Origin of the sequence: Butyrivibrio sp. INlla14, assembly GCF_900102515.1 — a bacterium.
Classification (GTDB): Bacteria; Bacillota; Clostridia; order Lachnospirales; family Lachnospiraceae; genus Butyrivibrio.
The window spans coordinates 83,435-99,621 of record NZ_FMVS01000017.1 but is presented as its reverse complement, the minus strand read 5'-3'; the positions used below and the strand labels follow the sequence as shown (position 1 = coordinate 99,621).

At 35.7% G+C, this 16,187-nt stretch carries 24 protein-coding genes; all 24 read right to left on the bottom strand.

Features of this window, described 5'->3' with window-relative positions:
- Nucleotides 1-221 (bottom strand): TIR domain-containing protein (locus BLO53_RS12140; protein ID WP_143003245.1); only part of this gene is annotated, 221 nt, incomplete at its 3' end.
- 12 nt (nucleotides 222-233) lie between these two features.
- Complete coding sequence (locus tag BLO53_RS12135; protein ID WP_092062000.1) at nucleotides 234-632, bottom strand: hypothetical protein; 399 nt, start codon at nucleotides 630-632, stop codon at nucleotides 234-236.
- Entirely contained in the window at nucleotides 625-1,101 is a 477-nt protein-coding gene (locus BLO53_RS12130; protein ID WP_207648478.1) for an SMI1/KNR4 family protein, read from the bottom strand. The genes BLO53_RS12135 and BLO53_RS12130 overlap by 8 nt, the downstream gene beginning before the upstream one ends.
- Nucleotides 1,102-1,123: 22 nt before the next feature.
- On the bottom strand, nucleotides 1,124-1,264 hold the full coding sequence (locus tag BLO53_RS20010) for an HNH endonuclease signature motif containing protein (protein WP_442857215.1): 141 nt from the start codon (nucleotides 1,262-1,264) through the stop codon (nucleotides 1,124-1,126).
- 16 nt (nucleotides 1,265-1,280) lie between these two features.
- Nucleotides 1,281-1,445, bottom strand: a complete 165-nt coding sequence (locus BLO53_RS19260) for a hypothetical protein (protein ID WP_176757267.1) — start codon at nucleotides 1,443-1,445, stop codon at nucleotides 1,281-1,283.
- Between the two features lie 23 nt (nucleotides 1,446-1,468).
- Nucleotides 1,469-2,065 carry a rod shape-determining protein gene (locus BLO53_RS12120; RefSeq protein WP_092061994.1) on the bottom strand — a complete coding sequence of 199 codons (597 nt, stop codon included), beginning with the start codon at nucleotides 2,063-2,065 and terminating at the stop codon, nucleotides 1,469-1,471.
- A gap of 107 nt (nucleotides 2,066-2,172) precedes the next feature.
- Entirely contained in the window at nucleotides 2,173-3,315 is a 1,143-nt protein-coding gene (locus tag BLO53_RS12115) for a C-type lectin domain-containing protein (protein WP_092061991.1), read from the bottom strand.
- A 28-nt stretch (nucleotides 3,316-3,343) separates the two neighbouring features.
- Nucleotides 3,344-4,237: a GAD-like domain-containing protein gene (locus BLO53_RS12110; RefSeq protein WP_092061988.1), complete on the bottom strand. Its 894-nt coding sequence runs from the start codon at nucleotides 4,235-4,237 to the stop codon at nucleotides 3,344-3,346.
- Between the two features lie 46 nt (nucleotides 4,238-4,283).
- Entirely contained in the window at nucleotides 4,284-5,072 is a 789-nt protein-coding gene (locus BLO53_RS12105) for a hypothetical protein (RefSeq protein WP_092061985.1), read from the bottom strand.
- Nucleotides 5,073-5,090: 18 nt separating this feature from the next.
- Nucleotides 5,091-5,291 (bottom strand): hypothetical protein, encoded by a 201-nt coding sequence (locus tag BLO53_RS12100; RefSeq protein ID WP_092061982.1) that lies wholly within the window; start codon nucleotides 5,289-5,291, stop codon nucleotides 5,091-5,093.
- 20 nt (nucleotides 5,292-5,311) lie between these two features.
- On the bottom strand, nucleotides 5,312-5,806 hold the full coding sequence (locus BLO53_RS12095) for a hypothetical protein (protein WP_092061979.1): 495 nt from the start codon (nucleotides 5,804-5,806) through the stop codon (nucleotides 5,312-5,314).
- A complete protein-coding gene (locus BLO53_RS12090; protein WP_092061976.1) occupies nucleotides 5,796-6,170 on the bottom strand; it encodes an immunity 22 family protein in 375 nt (124 codons plus the stop codon). The genes BLO53_RS12095 and BLO53_RS12090 overlap by 11 nt, the downstream gene beginning before the upstream one ends.
- A gap of 128 nt (nucleotides 6,171-6,298) precedes the next feature.
- The gene (locus BLO53_RS12085; RefSeq protein ID WP_092061974.1) at nucleotides 6,299-6,793 is read right to left on the bottom strand and encodes a hypothetical protein; all 495 of its coding nucleotides are present in this window, start codon (nucleotides 6,791-6,793) and stop codon (nucleotides 6,299-6,301) included.
- Nucleotides 6,794-6,868: 75 nt separating this feature from the next.
- Nucleotides 6,869-7,303: an SMI1/KNR4 family protein gene (locus tag BLO53_RS12080; protein WP_026490305.1), complete on the bottom strand. Its 435-nt coding sequence runs from the start codon at nucleotides 7,301-7,303 to the stop codon at nucleotides 6,869-6,871.
- Between the two features lie 32 nt (nucleotides 7,304-7,335).
- Nucleotides 7,336-8,358, bottom strand: a complete 1,023-nt coding sequence (locus tag BLO53_RS12075) for a hypothetical protein (RefSeq protein ID WP_092061971.1) — start codon at nucleotides 8,356-8,358, stop codon at nucleotides 7,336-7,338.
- A gap of 28 nt (nucleotides 8,359-8,386) precedes the next feature.
- The gene (locus BLO53_RS19255) at nucleotides 8,387-8,527 is read right to left on the bottom strand and encodes a hypothetical protein (protein ID WP_176757266.1); all 141 of its coding nucleotides are present in this window, start codon (nucleotides 8,525-8,527) and stop codon (nucleotides 8,387-8,389) included.
- A 21-nt stretch (nucleotides 8,528-8,548) separates the two neighbouring features.
- On the bottom strand, nucleotides 8,549-9,109 hold the full coding sequence (locus tag BLO53_RS12070) for an SMI1/KNR4 family protein (protein ID WP_092061968.1): 561 nt from the start codon (nucleotides 9,107-9,109) through the stop codon (nucleotides 8,549-8,551).
- A 42-nt stretch (nucleotides 9,110-9,151) separates the two neighbouring features.
- Nucleotides 9,152-9,544, bottom strand: coding sequence for an Imm6 family immunity protein (locus BLO53_RS12065; protein WP_092061964.1), 393 nt, complete (start codon nucleotides 9,542-9,544; stop codon nucleotides 9,152-9,154).
- A 144-nt stretch (nucleotides 9,545-9,688) separates the two neighbouring features.
- Nucleotides 9,689-10,321 (bottom strand): toll/interleukin-1 receptor domain-containing protein, encoded by a 633-nt coding sequence (locus BLO53_RS12060; protein WP_092061961.1) that lies wholly within the window; start codon nucleotides 10,319-10,321, stop codon nucleotides 9,689-9,691.
- Nucleotides 10,322-10,524: 203 nt separating this feature from the next.
- Nucleotides 10,525-11,499 carry a leucine-rich repeat domain-containing protein gene (locus BLO53_RS12055; protein WP_092061958.1) on the bottom strand — a complete coding sequence of 325 codons (975 nt, stop codon included), beginning with the start codon at nucleotides 11,497-11,499 and terminating at the stop codon, nucleotides 10,525-10,527.
- 123 nt (nucleotides 11,500-11,622) lie between these two features.
- On the bottom strand, nucleotides 11,623-14,412 hold the full coding sequence (locus BLO53_RS12050) for a hypothetical protein (protein ID WP_092061955.1): 2,790 nt from the start codon (nucleotides 14,410-14,412) through the stop codon (nucleotides 11,623-11,625).
- A 4-nt stretch (nucleotides 14,413-14,416) separates the two neighbouring features.
- Nucleotides 14,417-14,776, bottom strand: coding sequence for a hypothetical protein (locus tag BLO53_RS12045; RefSeq protein WP_092061952.1), 360 nt, complete (start codon nucleotides 14,774-14,776; stop codon nucleotides 14,417-14,419).
- Nucleotides 14,777-14,780: 4 nt separating this feature from the next.
- Nucleotides 14,781-15,152, bottom strand: coding sequence for a hypothetical protein (locus BLO53_RS12040; RefSeq protein ID WP_092061949.1), 372 nt, complete (start codon nucleotides 15,150-15,152; stop codon nucleotides 14,781-14,783).
- Nucleotides 15,153-15,209: 57 nt separating this feature from the next.
- On the bottom strand, nucleotides 15,210-16,187 hold the full coding sequence (locus BLO53_RS12035) for a leucine-rich repeat domain-containing protein (protein ID WP_092061946.1): 978 nt from the start codon (nucleotides 16,185-16,187) through the stop codon (nucleotides 15,210-15,212).

Sequence of the window (16,187 nt, the reverse complement as noted above, 5' to 3'; positions counted from 1 at the left end):
TGCAAGATCCTGGGAATCACATCTTGAGGTTCCCCCTCTGCCAGTACCGTCAGAACATTTTCCCTTGGATGATTCTGCAAAAAAAGCTTTATCTCCCTCTCTACCCAAGTTGATAAGCAAGTACTCTTTGAGCACAGCACAATAAGATATTCCGAGTTCAAAAGAGCTTCCTTCTGCTCTGCAAATATCAACAGAAGGAAGCTCTTACTTGATTCATCCATCTAATTCTTATATTATCTGTACATAGCCAGCTCAATGCTATCCAGATACTGACACATGGAATGGTTGAATTTTTCATAATTGACATTTTGGAATTCATCGCTAACCTGTGCAACATTCACATCAACAGTAGCTGATTGGTTGTAAAATACAATCATAACAGGCGATTTCAATATTTTAATATAAGTACCAGTCACCGTGAACTTTTCTTCACAGTGACTGGCACGCCGCTTCATACTACTTCTCTCATAATTATTACCATAGGTTATGCTTATTGCATCGCAGTCATCCAAAAGAGCTTTTGTTTCTTCAAGTTTTTCGCTATCTACGGCATTTCCACACGCCACACAATTTAGCATTGTCATCGCCACAGTTATAACTGCCAAAAATCTCTTCATCATTTTTTTACGCATTATACAACATCCCCACAAATTCTGTAAATGTATTTGCCACCTTATATGTTACCGGATCTAATTCCTCTGACTCTTCATGACTCCATATACATATTTCCGGTGAATCCTTATCTTTTCTAAAATCCATGCATAAGTAATCACCTGCAAATAATTCCGCTATAGGCAACACTTCACATCCTACCAAGTCTTCATTGTCTGTTAATCTGTCCTCGATTTGAGTTAACACTACATCAATATCATAACTTCCAAATTCGCTATTCTCAGTATCTTCTAATATGCAAAGAAAGCTTTCTATCATTCTCTTGCGATTATTGTAAGTAAACTCATTTTTCTGTGGAATACCACCATTAGTTTCCAATAAAAATGCCCTATAATCAGCAGGCAGCTTCAATCTCCACATTTCTTCCTCTTTTTTTATATTTGTTTCATCTACTTTGGGAAGAAACTCTTTTTTCATTTCCACTATCATTTTTAGTTTTCTCCTCTCTCAATTATCGTGCTGCGTCAGCCCACATTCCTGGTGATCTTCCTCCATTATGGCTCACAATGTTGTGTAATCCAGTAGGAACTAACTGCATAACTCCTGGTATCTCTGCGTGATGCCATGTATATCCTGGAACAGATCCTCCTATTTGTTCATCAAGCCACTCAGATATAAGTACCAGTCACCGTGAACTTTTCTTCACAGTGACTGGCACGCCGCTTTTCTGAATCAAGTATACCGTTCCTCTTATTCTTCAAGATCAGCGGATAAATACTGTTTCCAGTAAGCTCTGCCTGGATCATCTCGCACTCACATTTTACACATTTCATTCCTTTTCTCTCCATTTATCAAGTTACTTAATTATTTCAGAAGCCTCAACACCCCATCTTTTAAAATCATCAAGAAGCTTTTCGTAGGAATATTTAGCATACTCAAAGTGGTTATTTTTTGTGATCTCTATAGCACAATCAAACTTCTTCCCCTGAGTCTCCTCCATCTTCCAGATGGCTTCTTCTACAGTCAGCCCACCCAAATCTGTCTTTGACGTAATCATATGAACATTCTTATAACCTAATAACATCAAAAGATCCTCATATGCTCTTAGGTCTATCGGACTACATGGTTCATGAAGAACTAAAAGCACTCTGCTAGCTCTTTTAAGGAGCTTTTTCTTTCCGTTTACAGTAAATATATATTTGCTCAGCATATACTTAAGGAGTTTTTCTGCCACAGGATAATCTGTTATTACTCCTAGCGATATTGGTACTACCAGTAAATAATTCTCAGGATCTGACAGGTCCATCCAGTATCTCTCGCACTCTTCTCCTATACCCGCAACAATAAAATTGTCTTTGTCTTTCTTAAAAAGGACAAGGCCTTTCTCGCTGTGAACGGTCCTGTCACTATAGTTATATACCTTTATATCCACAGCACTATCTAATAATTCCATATATGCTCCATTTTCTTTCCTCTTCTGTGTGCGTTTAGTTTAATATCATTTTTTAGTATAGCTGTTCATCTATATTTTTTATTTAATATAATTTAGTACCTGATTTATCAATCGTACTCACAAACAAATCCAAGCTTCCCAGTATACTCCGGTGACACATTTAATATCCTATCTGGAGCATCAAAGATATAAATCATCCCATCTTCTTCAAAAAACTTGGCAAGGCCTACTTCCTGTTCGCCGCCTTGAAAAGACCACTCATTTTTGGTGTAATCATATCCTGGAGAATGGTAATCCCAAAAGTCATACATGCTTGGCATTACTTCCTGATAGGAGCCATCCTTATTTATCCATCTGAAACTGCAGAAAGTATCTCCTACCCATTCACAGGATCTGTAGCCAACAAAGAACGCCTTATCCGTGTGTCCCTCTTCTTTAATAAGCTCAGATATAACTTTTGCCTCATCTGTGCAAGTCACTGTTGCCAGATATCCACCTTTCTCAAGGCATATCTTTTGAGCATCGTTCCAAGAGCAGTCCTGTGCAATTAGTTCATACTTATGGTCTGCAGAATACCACTTTCCATTCTCCAAAAGGTACAAGAACTCATCATATGAATAATAGTTGTCCGGCTGCTTACCCTTATCTACATCGTAGTACTCGGCAACATGAGCATTAAACTCTTCTTCGGTCACAGTTTCATCGCCCCATTCGTAAGTCAATGTATATGGGTAGTTCTCATCTTCTCCCATCTTTTTGAAATCTTCCTCAGAAACATATCTTATACCTGAAGCAATTTCTGTGAACACGCCATTTTCCAGCTTTGTTATGCTTATTGGATAGTAATCCATATGTCCTGTATCGGTATAAATCAGACCACTCTTTTCAATGTACTGGGATCCGATTCTTGAAAGATACTGCTCTACAATCTTGCCATCATAGTAAGTAATAACCATCTGACCACTAGCTTCTATGCCAGTATCAACGAAAAGCTCCGGAATATCATCGTCGTCCAGATAGATCAGAGTATATGAAAGTTCACTCCCACCATCGGCAAAAGAAATATACTCCGCACCAGTTCTTAAATACTCTGCATATGCTTTGCTCCACTCAGGAATATTATCTGGAGTCAATTCATTTGAAGTCTCTTCTGTAACTTCATTAGAAGGCTCCTCTGGCGCCTGTCCTGCGCAGGCAGATAGTATTATTGGACATAGCAAAAGTGCAATGCACTGCTTAATTCTTTTCACTAAACTCTCCCCATCATAAACAGCTGTCTTACATGGAATGCTGCCTTATTTCTTCCTCAATACGATTTTTAAGTTCGCCAAGAGCTTCCTCTTCAGAATCAAAAGAAATCTCTCCATAGACTACTCCTCGTTCACCTGTCTGATAAACTACCCACATCTTATTAGACTCGTCATAATAACAGCCGAAGATATAGCCTGCATGGGATGGGCCATCTTTATCTATGTTAATGCCATAATACATTTTTCTTTCCCACTGCTGGGAATTCATTTCGCTGATAAATTGGGCTCTCGATAGTTTTCTTTCCCCTCTGTCACCGAAATACAATTTAAACTCCTCGGGCACTCTATCGCCAAAAGACCTTCTTTCTCCGCCAACAACTCCGATCAACCTATAGCAAATATCCAGAAATTTATCTATCTGTATATTAAACATTCGAAATGGGTCTTTTGTCCCACCAAGAATTACCATTGGCCTTTGAACAAAACAATCCTTATATTCTGTAATAGGTCCCGCATACATAACTTCTTCAAAATATTTCTTGTCCAAAAGTTTGTCATAGGTTTTATCTGATAATTTTGTAAAAAACTCTTCAATTGAATCTGCAATCCTTGAGTACTTGAAATTCTTATACTGAATCAGAGTGACGTGATCATTATCTTCCCACACAACCACGTCTCCAAGATAAGAAATCAATAATGGTATCGCATTGGCCCCATTAAAATAGCTCTTCTCAACTAATTCTCTATAATCATCAGGATTAATTACCTTAAGAAAGTCTTCATAAAAAGAGCCAAATCCATACTCTTTCCACATCGAAATAACAGAGTTTGGAACAACACTCTTGTACTTTAACAGCAAAGATTCTTCTGCAGAATATTCCTGCTTAAAATCATTTAGTAATGTTTTGTTTATTTCAGCCATACTCGAAAATCCTTGTAGTACTTAATTACATCTTTCCACGTTATTATTAGTATTTACAACTAGTAATAATATAACGCTTAAATTCAGAGTAGCTACCAAAACGGTTTTTGTCATACACATCCTGAGCTGCCTGGTCAAATCTATAGTCTTCAAAAAGATTTTCTTTCCCCAGCTGCAAAGCACATGCATAAACAATATCCCTTTTGTTAAACGGTCCTATTATATAGTTAAATGTCATATAGCCAACCGGGTCTTTTTCATATATAAAAAACGATTCATTCTTTTGAAAATATCCTCTTATACCTATTTTTGACCTATCACCCAAAATTCCAAAAGCGTACTCCTTATCATATTCATCCCCCATCCTGTCTCTAAGCAACTTTCCAATCATATATGTGCTATAATAATCATTTTTGACATATCTGATCATGGCATCGGAAACTTGAATTTCCTTAACAAATCCATCTCTTCCATCTTGAATGAATCCCTTTGTTTCAAATGATGGATCCTGGGTGAAAATTCTAATAGTATCACCATCTTTCCTGACTATTGGAAAAGTTTGTCCCATATAGTCACAGACTTCCTTTATGTTATAAAATTCACTCAGTTCTTCGATATCAACAACCTTTTTATAACATAGATACTTACCGAAACCATATTTCTCCAATCCATCTTCTTCAACAGGCTCTTTTGAATAAATCTCAACTAGCTTCTCGTCTTGAAAAGTAACTCTATCACTTTTAACAAAACAAGCCTCATATTTTTTTCCATTAAATACTGCATAAGTGCCAGTAATCACCTTTTTATCCTCTTCCGAATCAAAAAACTCCTCCATGCTTTACTACCATTCGTCTTACAATTTTGCTTTTCTCTGCTGTACTATAAGTTCTGCTTCTTTCTCAGATATTTCCTCGTAGTCACAATCTCCACCTATAAATTTCCTTAGAAGGCTTGGCTTTTCAACCCAATTTCCTGCATCATCAAGAAGATACACATACGCAGATTCTCTTTTTGCAACAGCGTCACTATCATCAAATTTGTAGTATTTATACATTGTCTTCGCCATCCTATAGGTTAATGCTTTGTGCTAATCTCAACTCCATAATCTTCCCAAAATATCTGTTTGATTCGTGCAATCCAATTATCTAACTGTGGATTATCATTCTTTAATATTTCATATTTCTCATCAATTAGATTTGAAAATTTTGTATTTATTTCTTCTATGTTCAAATCTATTTTCGCTTCACCTTTCTGCTCTTTTTTATTCATGTACGAAATGATACGCTCAAGCCTCTCTAAAGATGGAAACCCATTTACTACTTCCATCAATTTATAAATGGCTTCCTTAAAGGCCACAGCTACTTGAGCATCATTATCTTCATCATATTTTTCATAAATTGCATCTATCACAAAATCAAAATGATGCCCTGCTCCAGGAAACGCCTCAATTCCATAGGTATCTATTCCAGCAATAACAGCAGGGTAAATCATATAATTTCCGTCCAGATACGCCCTATGAGCCATATTAACTTTCGCTTTGGCTGCTGCTTTTAATATTTTAATATCCATCTACTACACCTATGAAATCCATATTAGATTCATGTGTTTTTTCTCCATCATATTCGTACCTATACAATAAAATAATGCTGTTATACATTTTAATATCTCTGTCCTTCAGCATTTCTTTGAAAGCAGGTATAATTTCTTCATCTGCAGAAAAGCCTTCCAATAGTTCTTCAACATTGTCCACCCCTTCATCAATCCAATCTGTTTCTATTGCATTCATGTCATATTTCTTTATCTCATAAGTTTCCTGGAATTTAGATGGTATCTGATTACCATCCTCATCATATGCAATATTTATAAAAGTATTGAATTCAGCAACGCTCTCAAAACTTCCTAGCCATAATGATACTTTATGTTCCCTAATCATCGAAAATCACCTCCCATTTGAAGTCCTATGGGTAAAGCATCTATGCCACCCTCAAGCCTATAATATGCCCAGTTGTTTAGTCTTCTTACAAACAATTACATAATCTTCGCTTTCCTATTATTCCGTCTTTATACTCTGTGTGTTAAAACTAGCGTGATTAGTTCTTCCCTGGATAACTCGACTTTCTGCGTTACGGGTTCAGAACAAACTACACCATCCTTCTTACTATATTCATATTCAGCGCTAAAACTGCTGCAGTCAGACAATTGTATGATTTTGTAGCTTTCATCTCTCCCATTAGTTTCCCAACCGTTACCACTGACAGCACCAAAAGTCCCAATACAAGCCTCGCCATTCTCAATCCTATAAGGTCTTGATGAGGGGAATCCATCTCCTACTTCCCAAATATCATTATTTTCAACAAGGCAATCTTTGTATCCTACGTAAAATTTCACATTATAAACATCCGAAATCTCTGCATCATCAATGTTTACTGTTTTTTGGAAAACATCACCTTTTTCCTCAAAAGTATAATCAACCGGCTGACCCTTTCTTGCCAAAACTATAGTTTTTCCACGAAAATGCTGATACCAGTATAAGTTGTTATTAATTACTGCGTACATATCTTTTCCTTTTCTCAGTTTCTCCCTTTTTATAAACGGCATATGATTTGGGCCATACTGGAACTCATTTATAGCTTATAATTTCATATCTACATAGTAATTATCATCACTAATTAGTTTTAATAAGAAATCGCTTAAATTTTCAGCTATCTCAACATCATAGTAATATATTTTCCCATTATTATCCGGACCGATTCCAATAGAAATATACGCACTCTCATTAGCTTCAAAGAAAATAAGCTTGTCTTTTTCATATATTTCATATATATCCACATCAGGAATATACTCAAAATCACCTTCTTTAGCTCTGAAATCTCTTACAGAAACCGGATCCATAATACGATTGATATTACCTTTTTTTGAACTCAAAAAGCCATAACCAATCTTAGACCAAAACACCTTCAGTTCCCTTGGAAATGATAAATTCATTTCATTTTCACTCGCTATAATTTCATCTTCTGTAACATCGTAAAAGACATTGTCTTTTATTAATACAAAATCGTATTCCATACATATTTCTTCCTCTTCTTGCATCTAGAATGTTATGTTATATCTATCCCACAAGTCTTTATGACATAATTCCTCTCATTTTCAAGCCACTCATCAAATTCAGAAAAACCATTCTTATATATTTCTCTATTAGAATTAATAAGTTTTCTCGGCCTATCCAGTGTTTTCTCTTTATCTATGCTAAAACTATTCGTACCTTTTTGCTCTTTTTCTATCTCGTACCTTATTGTATCTATCAGAATAGATAAACTCGGAATTGTCATAGATATTGTCACTAGCTTATCTAAGGCTTCACAAAACCTTAGATCTAGCATGGAATCCTTATCCTCAGCATAAGCAGCATGAATTGTATCCAATAAAATATCAACTTGATGTGGCATTTCCGGAATGGTAGCACACTTCCAGGGTCCTTGCCCTCCTATAAGTGCAACAAAAGCCATCTTATTTCCATTATCATAGGCATGCCTAGCTGCGTTAAGTAGCATCTTTGCTAGCATCTCGTCATCATTTTCATCATCGACAATGTGTGTTTTCATTTTTTCCTTTAAAGAATTTCTTTGACTTTTTAATTCAGTCTGTGAAGCTGGCATATAGTTAATGATTTCCTCGTTCAATGCTGTCCCATCAAGATTCATAGCATGTCCGCAGTCATTACATTCAAGCACTATTTTCCCTTTGGGATTATTTATCTTTATATAACGCATATCTCCATAATAGCAATTTTGACAATCAGCATCCGCTGAAATGGTTACCATATCCCATAAAGTATCAACAATAGCCATCAGTAATCCTTCTGTATCCGAATAATCATATTCGCCTATTCTTTTTTTCTCATTACTCAATACAATGCCATTGGTGTTACATTCCAAAACGTACTCATCAACATCTAATGATAATAGAATATCAAGACGAACCATATCATCCATATTCGCATCAAACACTTCTTTATTATCTTTTACCCATTTGCATAAGGCCAAGTAATATGCTTTGAATGAACTCAAATTATCATAATTCATAAAGATATTCTTAAAACTATTTAGCACATCAATATTCATATTGTTATTCATCCTATACTTTTTGCTTTCAAACTCTCTTTGTGGCATCTATGCTGTCATTAAAGCTGTCTGCTGCTTTGAAGTTTTCGCCTTTAAAGAAATCATCAGCCTCAGCCGCTACTCCTGTCAGCTTGACTCCATCTACTGATTCTCCAACGCTCCTTAGCATATCCGGAGCACTATTTATAGCTTAAATAATTACTTTCTCTTGATAATATCTCGCATATCTATCTATTTCCTTTTGCCAATTGCGAATTGCTATTTCTGAAATTGTATCCCCTAAGCCTGCTGCTATCATATCATTCTTTCTCTCCTCAATTGTTCGAATATGACCTATCTTTTCACTTTTACAATTCATCACAAATTCTCTAAAACTCTCAGCAATTCTAGTTTTACTTTCGAGATTGTCATGCCTTATTACATATACTCCACTCATCTCCGACGAACAATCCAAAGCATAAAAATCTCCATACTCATTAGAAGCTATAGGAAACATCTTCTTCTCAATCAAATCCTCACCTATTTCTAAATCTAAGATTGCTTCAAACGAATACTGTTTTTTGCTAACATTAAACCCATAAAATGCTCTAATGCCTTCTTTTTTTCGACCAACTTTGATTACTGTCTTAGGCGTATCTCCCCCATTATACAATTCCATAAATTTAATATAATCTACATCAAATACCAGATTATTCCTTTCAGACAATTCATTTAATTGCTGATTGTAATTTGAAAATTTTGATATTAACATATGCTCCTTACCATTAATTTAGCCTGAATCATTGATGTTTTACTATATATTAAGTTTTTCTAATTCAATATTCAGGTGAATAAATGTATCTTCTGACACCATTTCTATAGGCTCAGGAAAATATATTTGACCCGCTAATTCATATGCATAGCGACTTGAAATAGCAATTGAATCTATCGCACAATTAAATGCGGCAAGCCTTTTTTCACTTTCCTCCTGCTCCTGCAAAATAACTAGGCCATAATCATCGTTATCCAGTAGATCATACAATTTCTCAGCACAATCTACACATACCGTTTCGCCTTCAAACTGCAATATTTTTTTTACTAATTCTATACCTCTCAAAATAACTTCTTTTTCTTGCCCAGCAAAAAGTTCTTTTATTTTTGTCAATACTTCTAATTGTCTCTTCACCTGCTCTTTTGTTATATCCATAGCTAAAATACTTCCTTATTAAAAAACCTTAAACTCCCATGATATTTTCAAGGTACAATTGTTGTTATATTTTATGCGAAAGCGTCGGCTGAAAAATTGGCAGGTTCTCTAATCGTACTAACATTACCAATTTTCTGGCTTATGTCAAAATGTAATAAATAAATCTTTTTTCATTTGCCCTTTTTCTATAGTATCTAAACAAGATAATATTCTATTCTGAATCAATGAAATCTGCCTGTTAATTAGTTCATCATAAGGGCATCCAATAAGAGCTGCCACCATCCTCGGGACTTCTGCACTCTTTATTTCTCTTCTAGGGATACGATAGTCACATGATAGTGGTTCAACACTCTGCATGATAGTCTCTGTCGTACCGTCCTCTTTCGTTCTCTCAGCTTCTACTTCCTGCAAGATCCTGGGAATCACATCTTGAGGTTCCCCCTCTGCCAGTACCGTCAGAACATTTTCTCTTGGATGATTCTGCAAAAAGAGCTTTATCTCCCTCTCTACCCAAGTTGATAAGCAAGTACTCTTTGAGCACAGTACAATAAGATATTCCGAGTTCAAAAGAGCTTCCTCAATTGTGCCAGATAGATTGCTGGTAATCGGAAGCTCATCCTTATCTCTAAATATACGTTCAATCCTCTTGTACCCTGTCTTTTTCTGAAGTTTTCTCGGAATATGGTAATGTTCCAAATCCTTTTCTATCTGAGCTGCTATCTTGTTGTCCAGCTCAGCATGTTTATAAGAAATGAATGCGTTATAATGTTGCCCCATTGGTTCCCCTTATATTGTTGTCTTCTTGAAAAGAGCTTGCTTCTGCTCTGCAAATATCAACAGAAGGAAGCTCTTACTTGGTTCATCCATTTTTCTAGTAGTGCTGTCGATTGACAATATCAATCGTAATGTTCTTGTCCACCCATATTGAATAAGGAGTGCTGCTTTTGTAAAATGCTTAGCTAAATGGCATTGCCATTTTTCTACTCTGTTTTCTCTACCACATTTATCCCAAGTGCTGATGCATCATTCCAGACTGTGCTATTAGGTGTAGCCATAACCGTAATCTTTCCATAGCCATACCTTTTCTCTTTAACATTATCAAAATAATGCTGGCCTTCATCCATAAACATTAAGGTAATATAGTTCTCAACATGACTCAATTCAAGCTCAGAAAACTGATAGCTTGCTGGATATACTATCACTTTAGCACCGATAGACTCCGTATTTCCACCAACAGTCCCTTCTGGAATATTCACAGGATCGTCAGTGCCATTATAGGCATATAAAACTCTGCCTACCATAGCGTAATCTCCGCATTTACGAAGCCATTTGGTTTGTTCAAATGCATCACTTTCTACATATTTAACTGATGACTCACCATTAATCTGAACTTCTCCCAGATTATGACACTGATAAAAAGCACTTCCTTCAATTCGCTCTACAGTGGACGGTATTGTTATATCATATAACGACATGCAATCAGCAAAGGATGCTCCACCAATCTCTACGAGTCCTTCTGGAAGATGGACATCTTCAAGCTTCTCGCAATTCATAAAAGCTCTTGTACCTATCTCAGTAGCTTTACCGCCATCTTCAAAATACACCTCTTTTAGTGAACTGCATTTATAAAAAGCCTCCATACCTACTTCTGTCACAGTATTTGGAACATAGAGCGTTTCTATTTCATCATTACCTTCGAATGTTCTGTCATGTATCTTAGTTATCTTCCACCATAGTATCCTGCGAGGGATTTTAACGTCATTCTTGTTCCCCATATACCTTACAATTGTGCCTTCATCGAAATTAAAGGCCATAACCTTATAATCTCCTATTTCGATGGTATTCCCATTAGCTCTCATGGTTTCAACCACGTACCAAAAGAAACCTAAATATATGACAGCAACAATAATAATGGCAAAAAGTATTCGTTTAGCAGTTTTCTTAAATCGTTCCATATAAAGGCCTCTATCATATTTTTTAATAATATACGTATATACAAAGTTCACACAGCGATGTATTTATACATCACTGTGTAAATTAAAAGGAACATAAAAGATGGCATTCTCTCGAGTACCTCATTACTCTCCAGCTTTTCTATTCGCCGATGCGGCCGCTCCAAACTGATCATCGACAGGATCCTGTTTATAAACTTCCTCATTAAGCTCTAATACACAAGCATTCATCAGATCCAACGGAATATCATTTATACTCTTATAAGATGCATTATCCGCAATACCATTCGAGCCATTTATTATGACATTCATAGCGTCAGATACTTGCTCTTGAGTATAATAATTATAATTAGTAGTAAGGAATGCTGACTGATTGGAGTTCTCATATGATGGGTCTACATATTGCATTATCTCCGTATATGTTTCCTCGCTAACCAGATTACTATTGTTTGAATCAAACAACTCATCTCTTATCATCTGGCTATCATCTTGCCCAACTATCGCCTCTAATCCTTCTTGATTCCACTGATACATAGTATATATTTTTGCGTAATCACAAATAGAAACAGAATCTGTACCTTCATTATAAGAGCAGTAAAGATCTACATTTTGATAATCACCTATTCTATCTGAAAACTTCTGTAAGTCATTACTTATTGATTGAAGTTTACCTATGCCTCCCATAATATCTCCAACAGTGGTCACAGAATTTGAAAACATTTTATTATCTACGCCGGCATACGTCTTTAGCAAAGTATTTCCTTCTTTTGCTCCGTCCGATGTCCAAGTCCAAACCGAAGCGCTATTATACACATCACCAACGCCTTTCATTACTGTTCCTGCTACTGGGCAAAACTTTCCAACCACAGATGCAACTGTATCATAAGCAACCTTATTGGCGGCATTTACACTCTTTTTATAGAATTCTAATTCATCCGTCTCCATAACAAGTCCATCGTCGTTATTTATAGATGCATGATATTGCGTATTACTTGCAAATACACTCTTGCCATCCACCTTATCCGAAAAGACTTCAACTTTGAAATCCATTCCATTTCCTTCTAATAACTTGCTATAATCTGCATCTAATATTTTTAAAGCAGTAGAATCCTTGAAGGAATTAGAATGGAACCATCCACCTTCATCATATTCAGCACACGCGTGTGAAATTCCTCCCCAGAAATTCATTACATTACTAACACTGGTAAGAGATGATTCCATATTTTTGTCGTAAATACCACCACTTGCAACTATCTGCTCATAGGCATTACTTGCAAATGTCTGTTGCAATACGCCATAGCCTTCAGCAAGTTTATCAGCATACCCCTTAATATACTTACCATGTTCATCTGTACCTTCAGTATTGAGAACTTCATTAACAAAAGTTGAAAACTCTCCAGTTTTTCCACTATCCAAGAGTCCATATGAATAAGTTGCTAATACTGTCGCGCACTGTTCTGTCAACTTACTAGGATCTGTGTCAAAGACTCCATTATATCCATCATCGGCATTAACCAAAGATTCCAAAACTGCCATATCGTAAGTATTTTCAGCTGATGTCAATAATGTTGCCAATGAATCAACATCATATCCCAAATCATTTCTCAAGTGATCAGCATATGAAGAATCCTGATCCATCATAAGATTTATATAGCCTGTCGATCTCTCCTGTGATGTGTAGTAAATAGCATCAAATGTTTCGCCATCACCAATCACATCATCGCCGACAACAGCATCACTATTATAGTTGTGAATAGTAAAACGAATTCCTGCTTTATCAAATGAAATATCGCATAAAGTTCTTGCTGCTGGCTCAGAATACATTTTTCCATCTGGGATATAATCACTATTGCTTAACTCAACAAGTATGCTGCTTGCCTCACTCTTGGGATCAAGATTATTGTAAAATTCATTCATCCTATCCTTATTGAAATCCATGGAATAATAAATGTTTCCACTTGAATCTTTACATGTGTTAAACACTATAAAGCTTGCGGTTATTGTTTCCATTGCTGAAATATATGGCTCAGCTTTTCCCTCATCATAAGATTCTGTTACATAATCTGCAGATATGTCATAAACAGCTATAACGATTTTCTTGTCTTCATCAGACAAGTTATCCCAATTATCCATTGCATTTTGAAGGTTTTGCTTGCCATTATCATCCAAAATATAAATGGTAGCAGCATCATAATTATTCTTTAGTTTTTGGCGAATTGTCTCGCTATCTGCGACGCCTTCAGGATATGGATATTTTGTACTGACTGTAGTATCAATGATATCATTAAAATTTGTTTCAGCATATTCTTCCAATTCACAACTAATTGAGCCGTATTTATCCAGAGAATCCCTAAAATTAGCGATAGAATCCTGTTTTTCAATACAGGTTGTCATGGAATCCGTCAATCCTGATATTGGACTAGGACATAATTCCTTTACATCTGCATCATCTTCAAGGATAGATACTGCTTTTTTTACACTCGTCAATTCATCTTCATCAACGGTAATGCAAGAATTGCAAGCGGCTTTTATAGTAAGAAGTAGATCATCAAAGAATACATGGGATCCTTCTTCTTTTCCTTCAGAATATGCGGCAGTGTACCCACCAACTGTCAAGGTATCTGCAAAATGATTGCATCGATCAATCAACTGAGAGGTGCAATCACGTATTACTTCCATATGCTCATTATATTTTTCCAACTGTTTTTCCATGCTAGGAAAAACACCTGCATCAGTATCCATGAATTCATTGTAACGCGCTCTGAATGTTTCAGCTGTTGTACCTTGAAACATAGTTAGATTATCTTTTGCAGTCTTTAAGCGTTCTCTATAATCCGCAAAATTTTCTTTTAGAATGGCATTTTCATCAATAGCATCTATAATATGCTCAAGTTTATTACTTATAATAAGTGACATATATTCAATGGCCTCCTGTCTGAAGATATGTTATTGATTCTTCTGCTTTTTGCTGATCATGGTATCTTGTGTCTTCATCGCGAAGCTCCCATAACTTAACATCAATGTCAGATATCTTTTCATCCAAAAGAGTCATCGCATTTTCTATTAACTCCTTGCCTTCTGTATTAAGATCAGGCATAACCGTTAACAAATCAAGCGCTTCTGCAATATCAAATGTCGCAGCACAATCTTCTAAAATAGTTGTATACTTCCTATCTAATGTTTCAGCATGTATCTGCGCATAACGTAATTGAGTCTTTGAATCCTTGTATGCTTGTTTTACGCTTTCATATCTTGTAATTAGCCCACATTGACACGCCATATATTTATCCCTCTCCGTTTCCACCTTCACTAGTTACCATACTGCCTGCCCTATCCGCCGCAGCAGAATCTGTTTCGTTAAAGGTTCCGTTTATTTTAATTAACTCTATCCCTGTTGTTCCTAGCTTATTTCCACATGTCTTCACATAATCATATAGAGTTTGAGCAGCACCATACCATTTCTCTGCTGAAGGCCCTCCCCAACATGGAAGAATCGCTTTGTTAACTGTATCTATATTTTTGCAGTCAGTCACCTGATCAACAGCAACAGCTTGCATATCCTGTGTTGATTTATATGCCTCTTCTTCTTTAATAGTAATTTTCGATCCTGGAGTTCCACTAATAAACCCATATGGATCATCGATAGTTATTGACATAGTTCAAAATCCTCCACTTTCATAAAACAGCAACTATAAAATTGCTATCTGGAAAAGTCATTCCTTTATAATATATTCTATTCCGTTCTCCTTGGCGTATTTAATAACAATACTGTCTGCAGGAGCAACAAAAATCAAATTTTCTGCTGCTTTTTGGTTACTTATCTTCTCAAAAACCTCCGGATTGTCAAAATACATTTTTACCTTTCCATGAGATTCTATAAAGTCATTTGAAAACTGCAAACCATAGAATGATGTGCTATTAGGCATATATATTTCATCAACTGCAGAATTAAAAAAAGCATCTGTGTTAACATATACAATATTATCCGGAATAGTAACCTTTTTATCATTGCCTTTATAGCTAATCAAAATGTTGTTAAGCTGGACAAAATCTCCCTCATAATTATTTAGCCAACTAGTATTGTTAAACACTTCTGTGCCGATTTCCACAAGGCCGTTTCCACCTGTTACAGTAGATAGTTTCTCACATCCTGAAAAGACATTATCGGATAACAAATCAAGATTATCAGGTAGATATATTTTTTCCAATGAAATACACCTACTAAAAGCCATTGCTCCAATTACTTCAAGTGAATCAGGCAAATTGATTTCGATAAGTGATTTACATCCTGCAAATGCTCTTAAGTCTATTCCTTTTACCCCTTCATTCATCTTAACTCTGCTTAGATGTATACAACCTTCAAACGCACTTTGATATACATACACAATATTATCTGAAAGCTCAACGCTTTCTATATCTTCATTGTACCTAAAAGCAAAATTACTAATTCCTTTTACTTTCCAAAATAAAAACCTAGACGGTAACTTTATGTTTTTATCGGTACCATGATATCCAGCTATGTATATCGAGTTTTTCATTTTATGATTTTGTTCTATAGACGACCGCATAAAGCAATAATCATAATCACCTACTCTTAATATGGTATTACTATAAAATAAATATCTTGATATACCGAACAGTCCTATAAAAAGCAGAAGTATTACTAAGGGTAGAATATATATTTTTTTCAT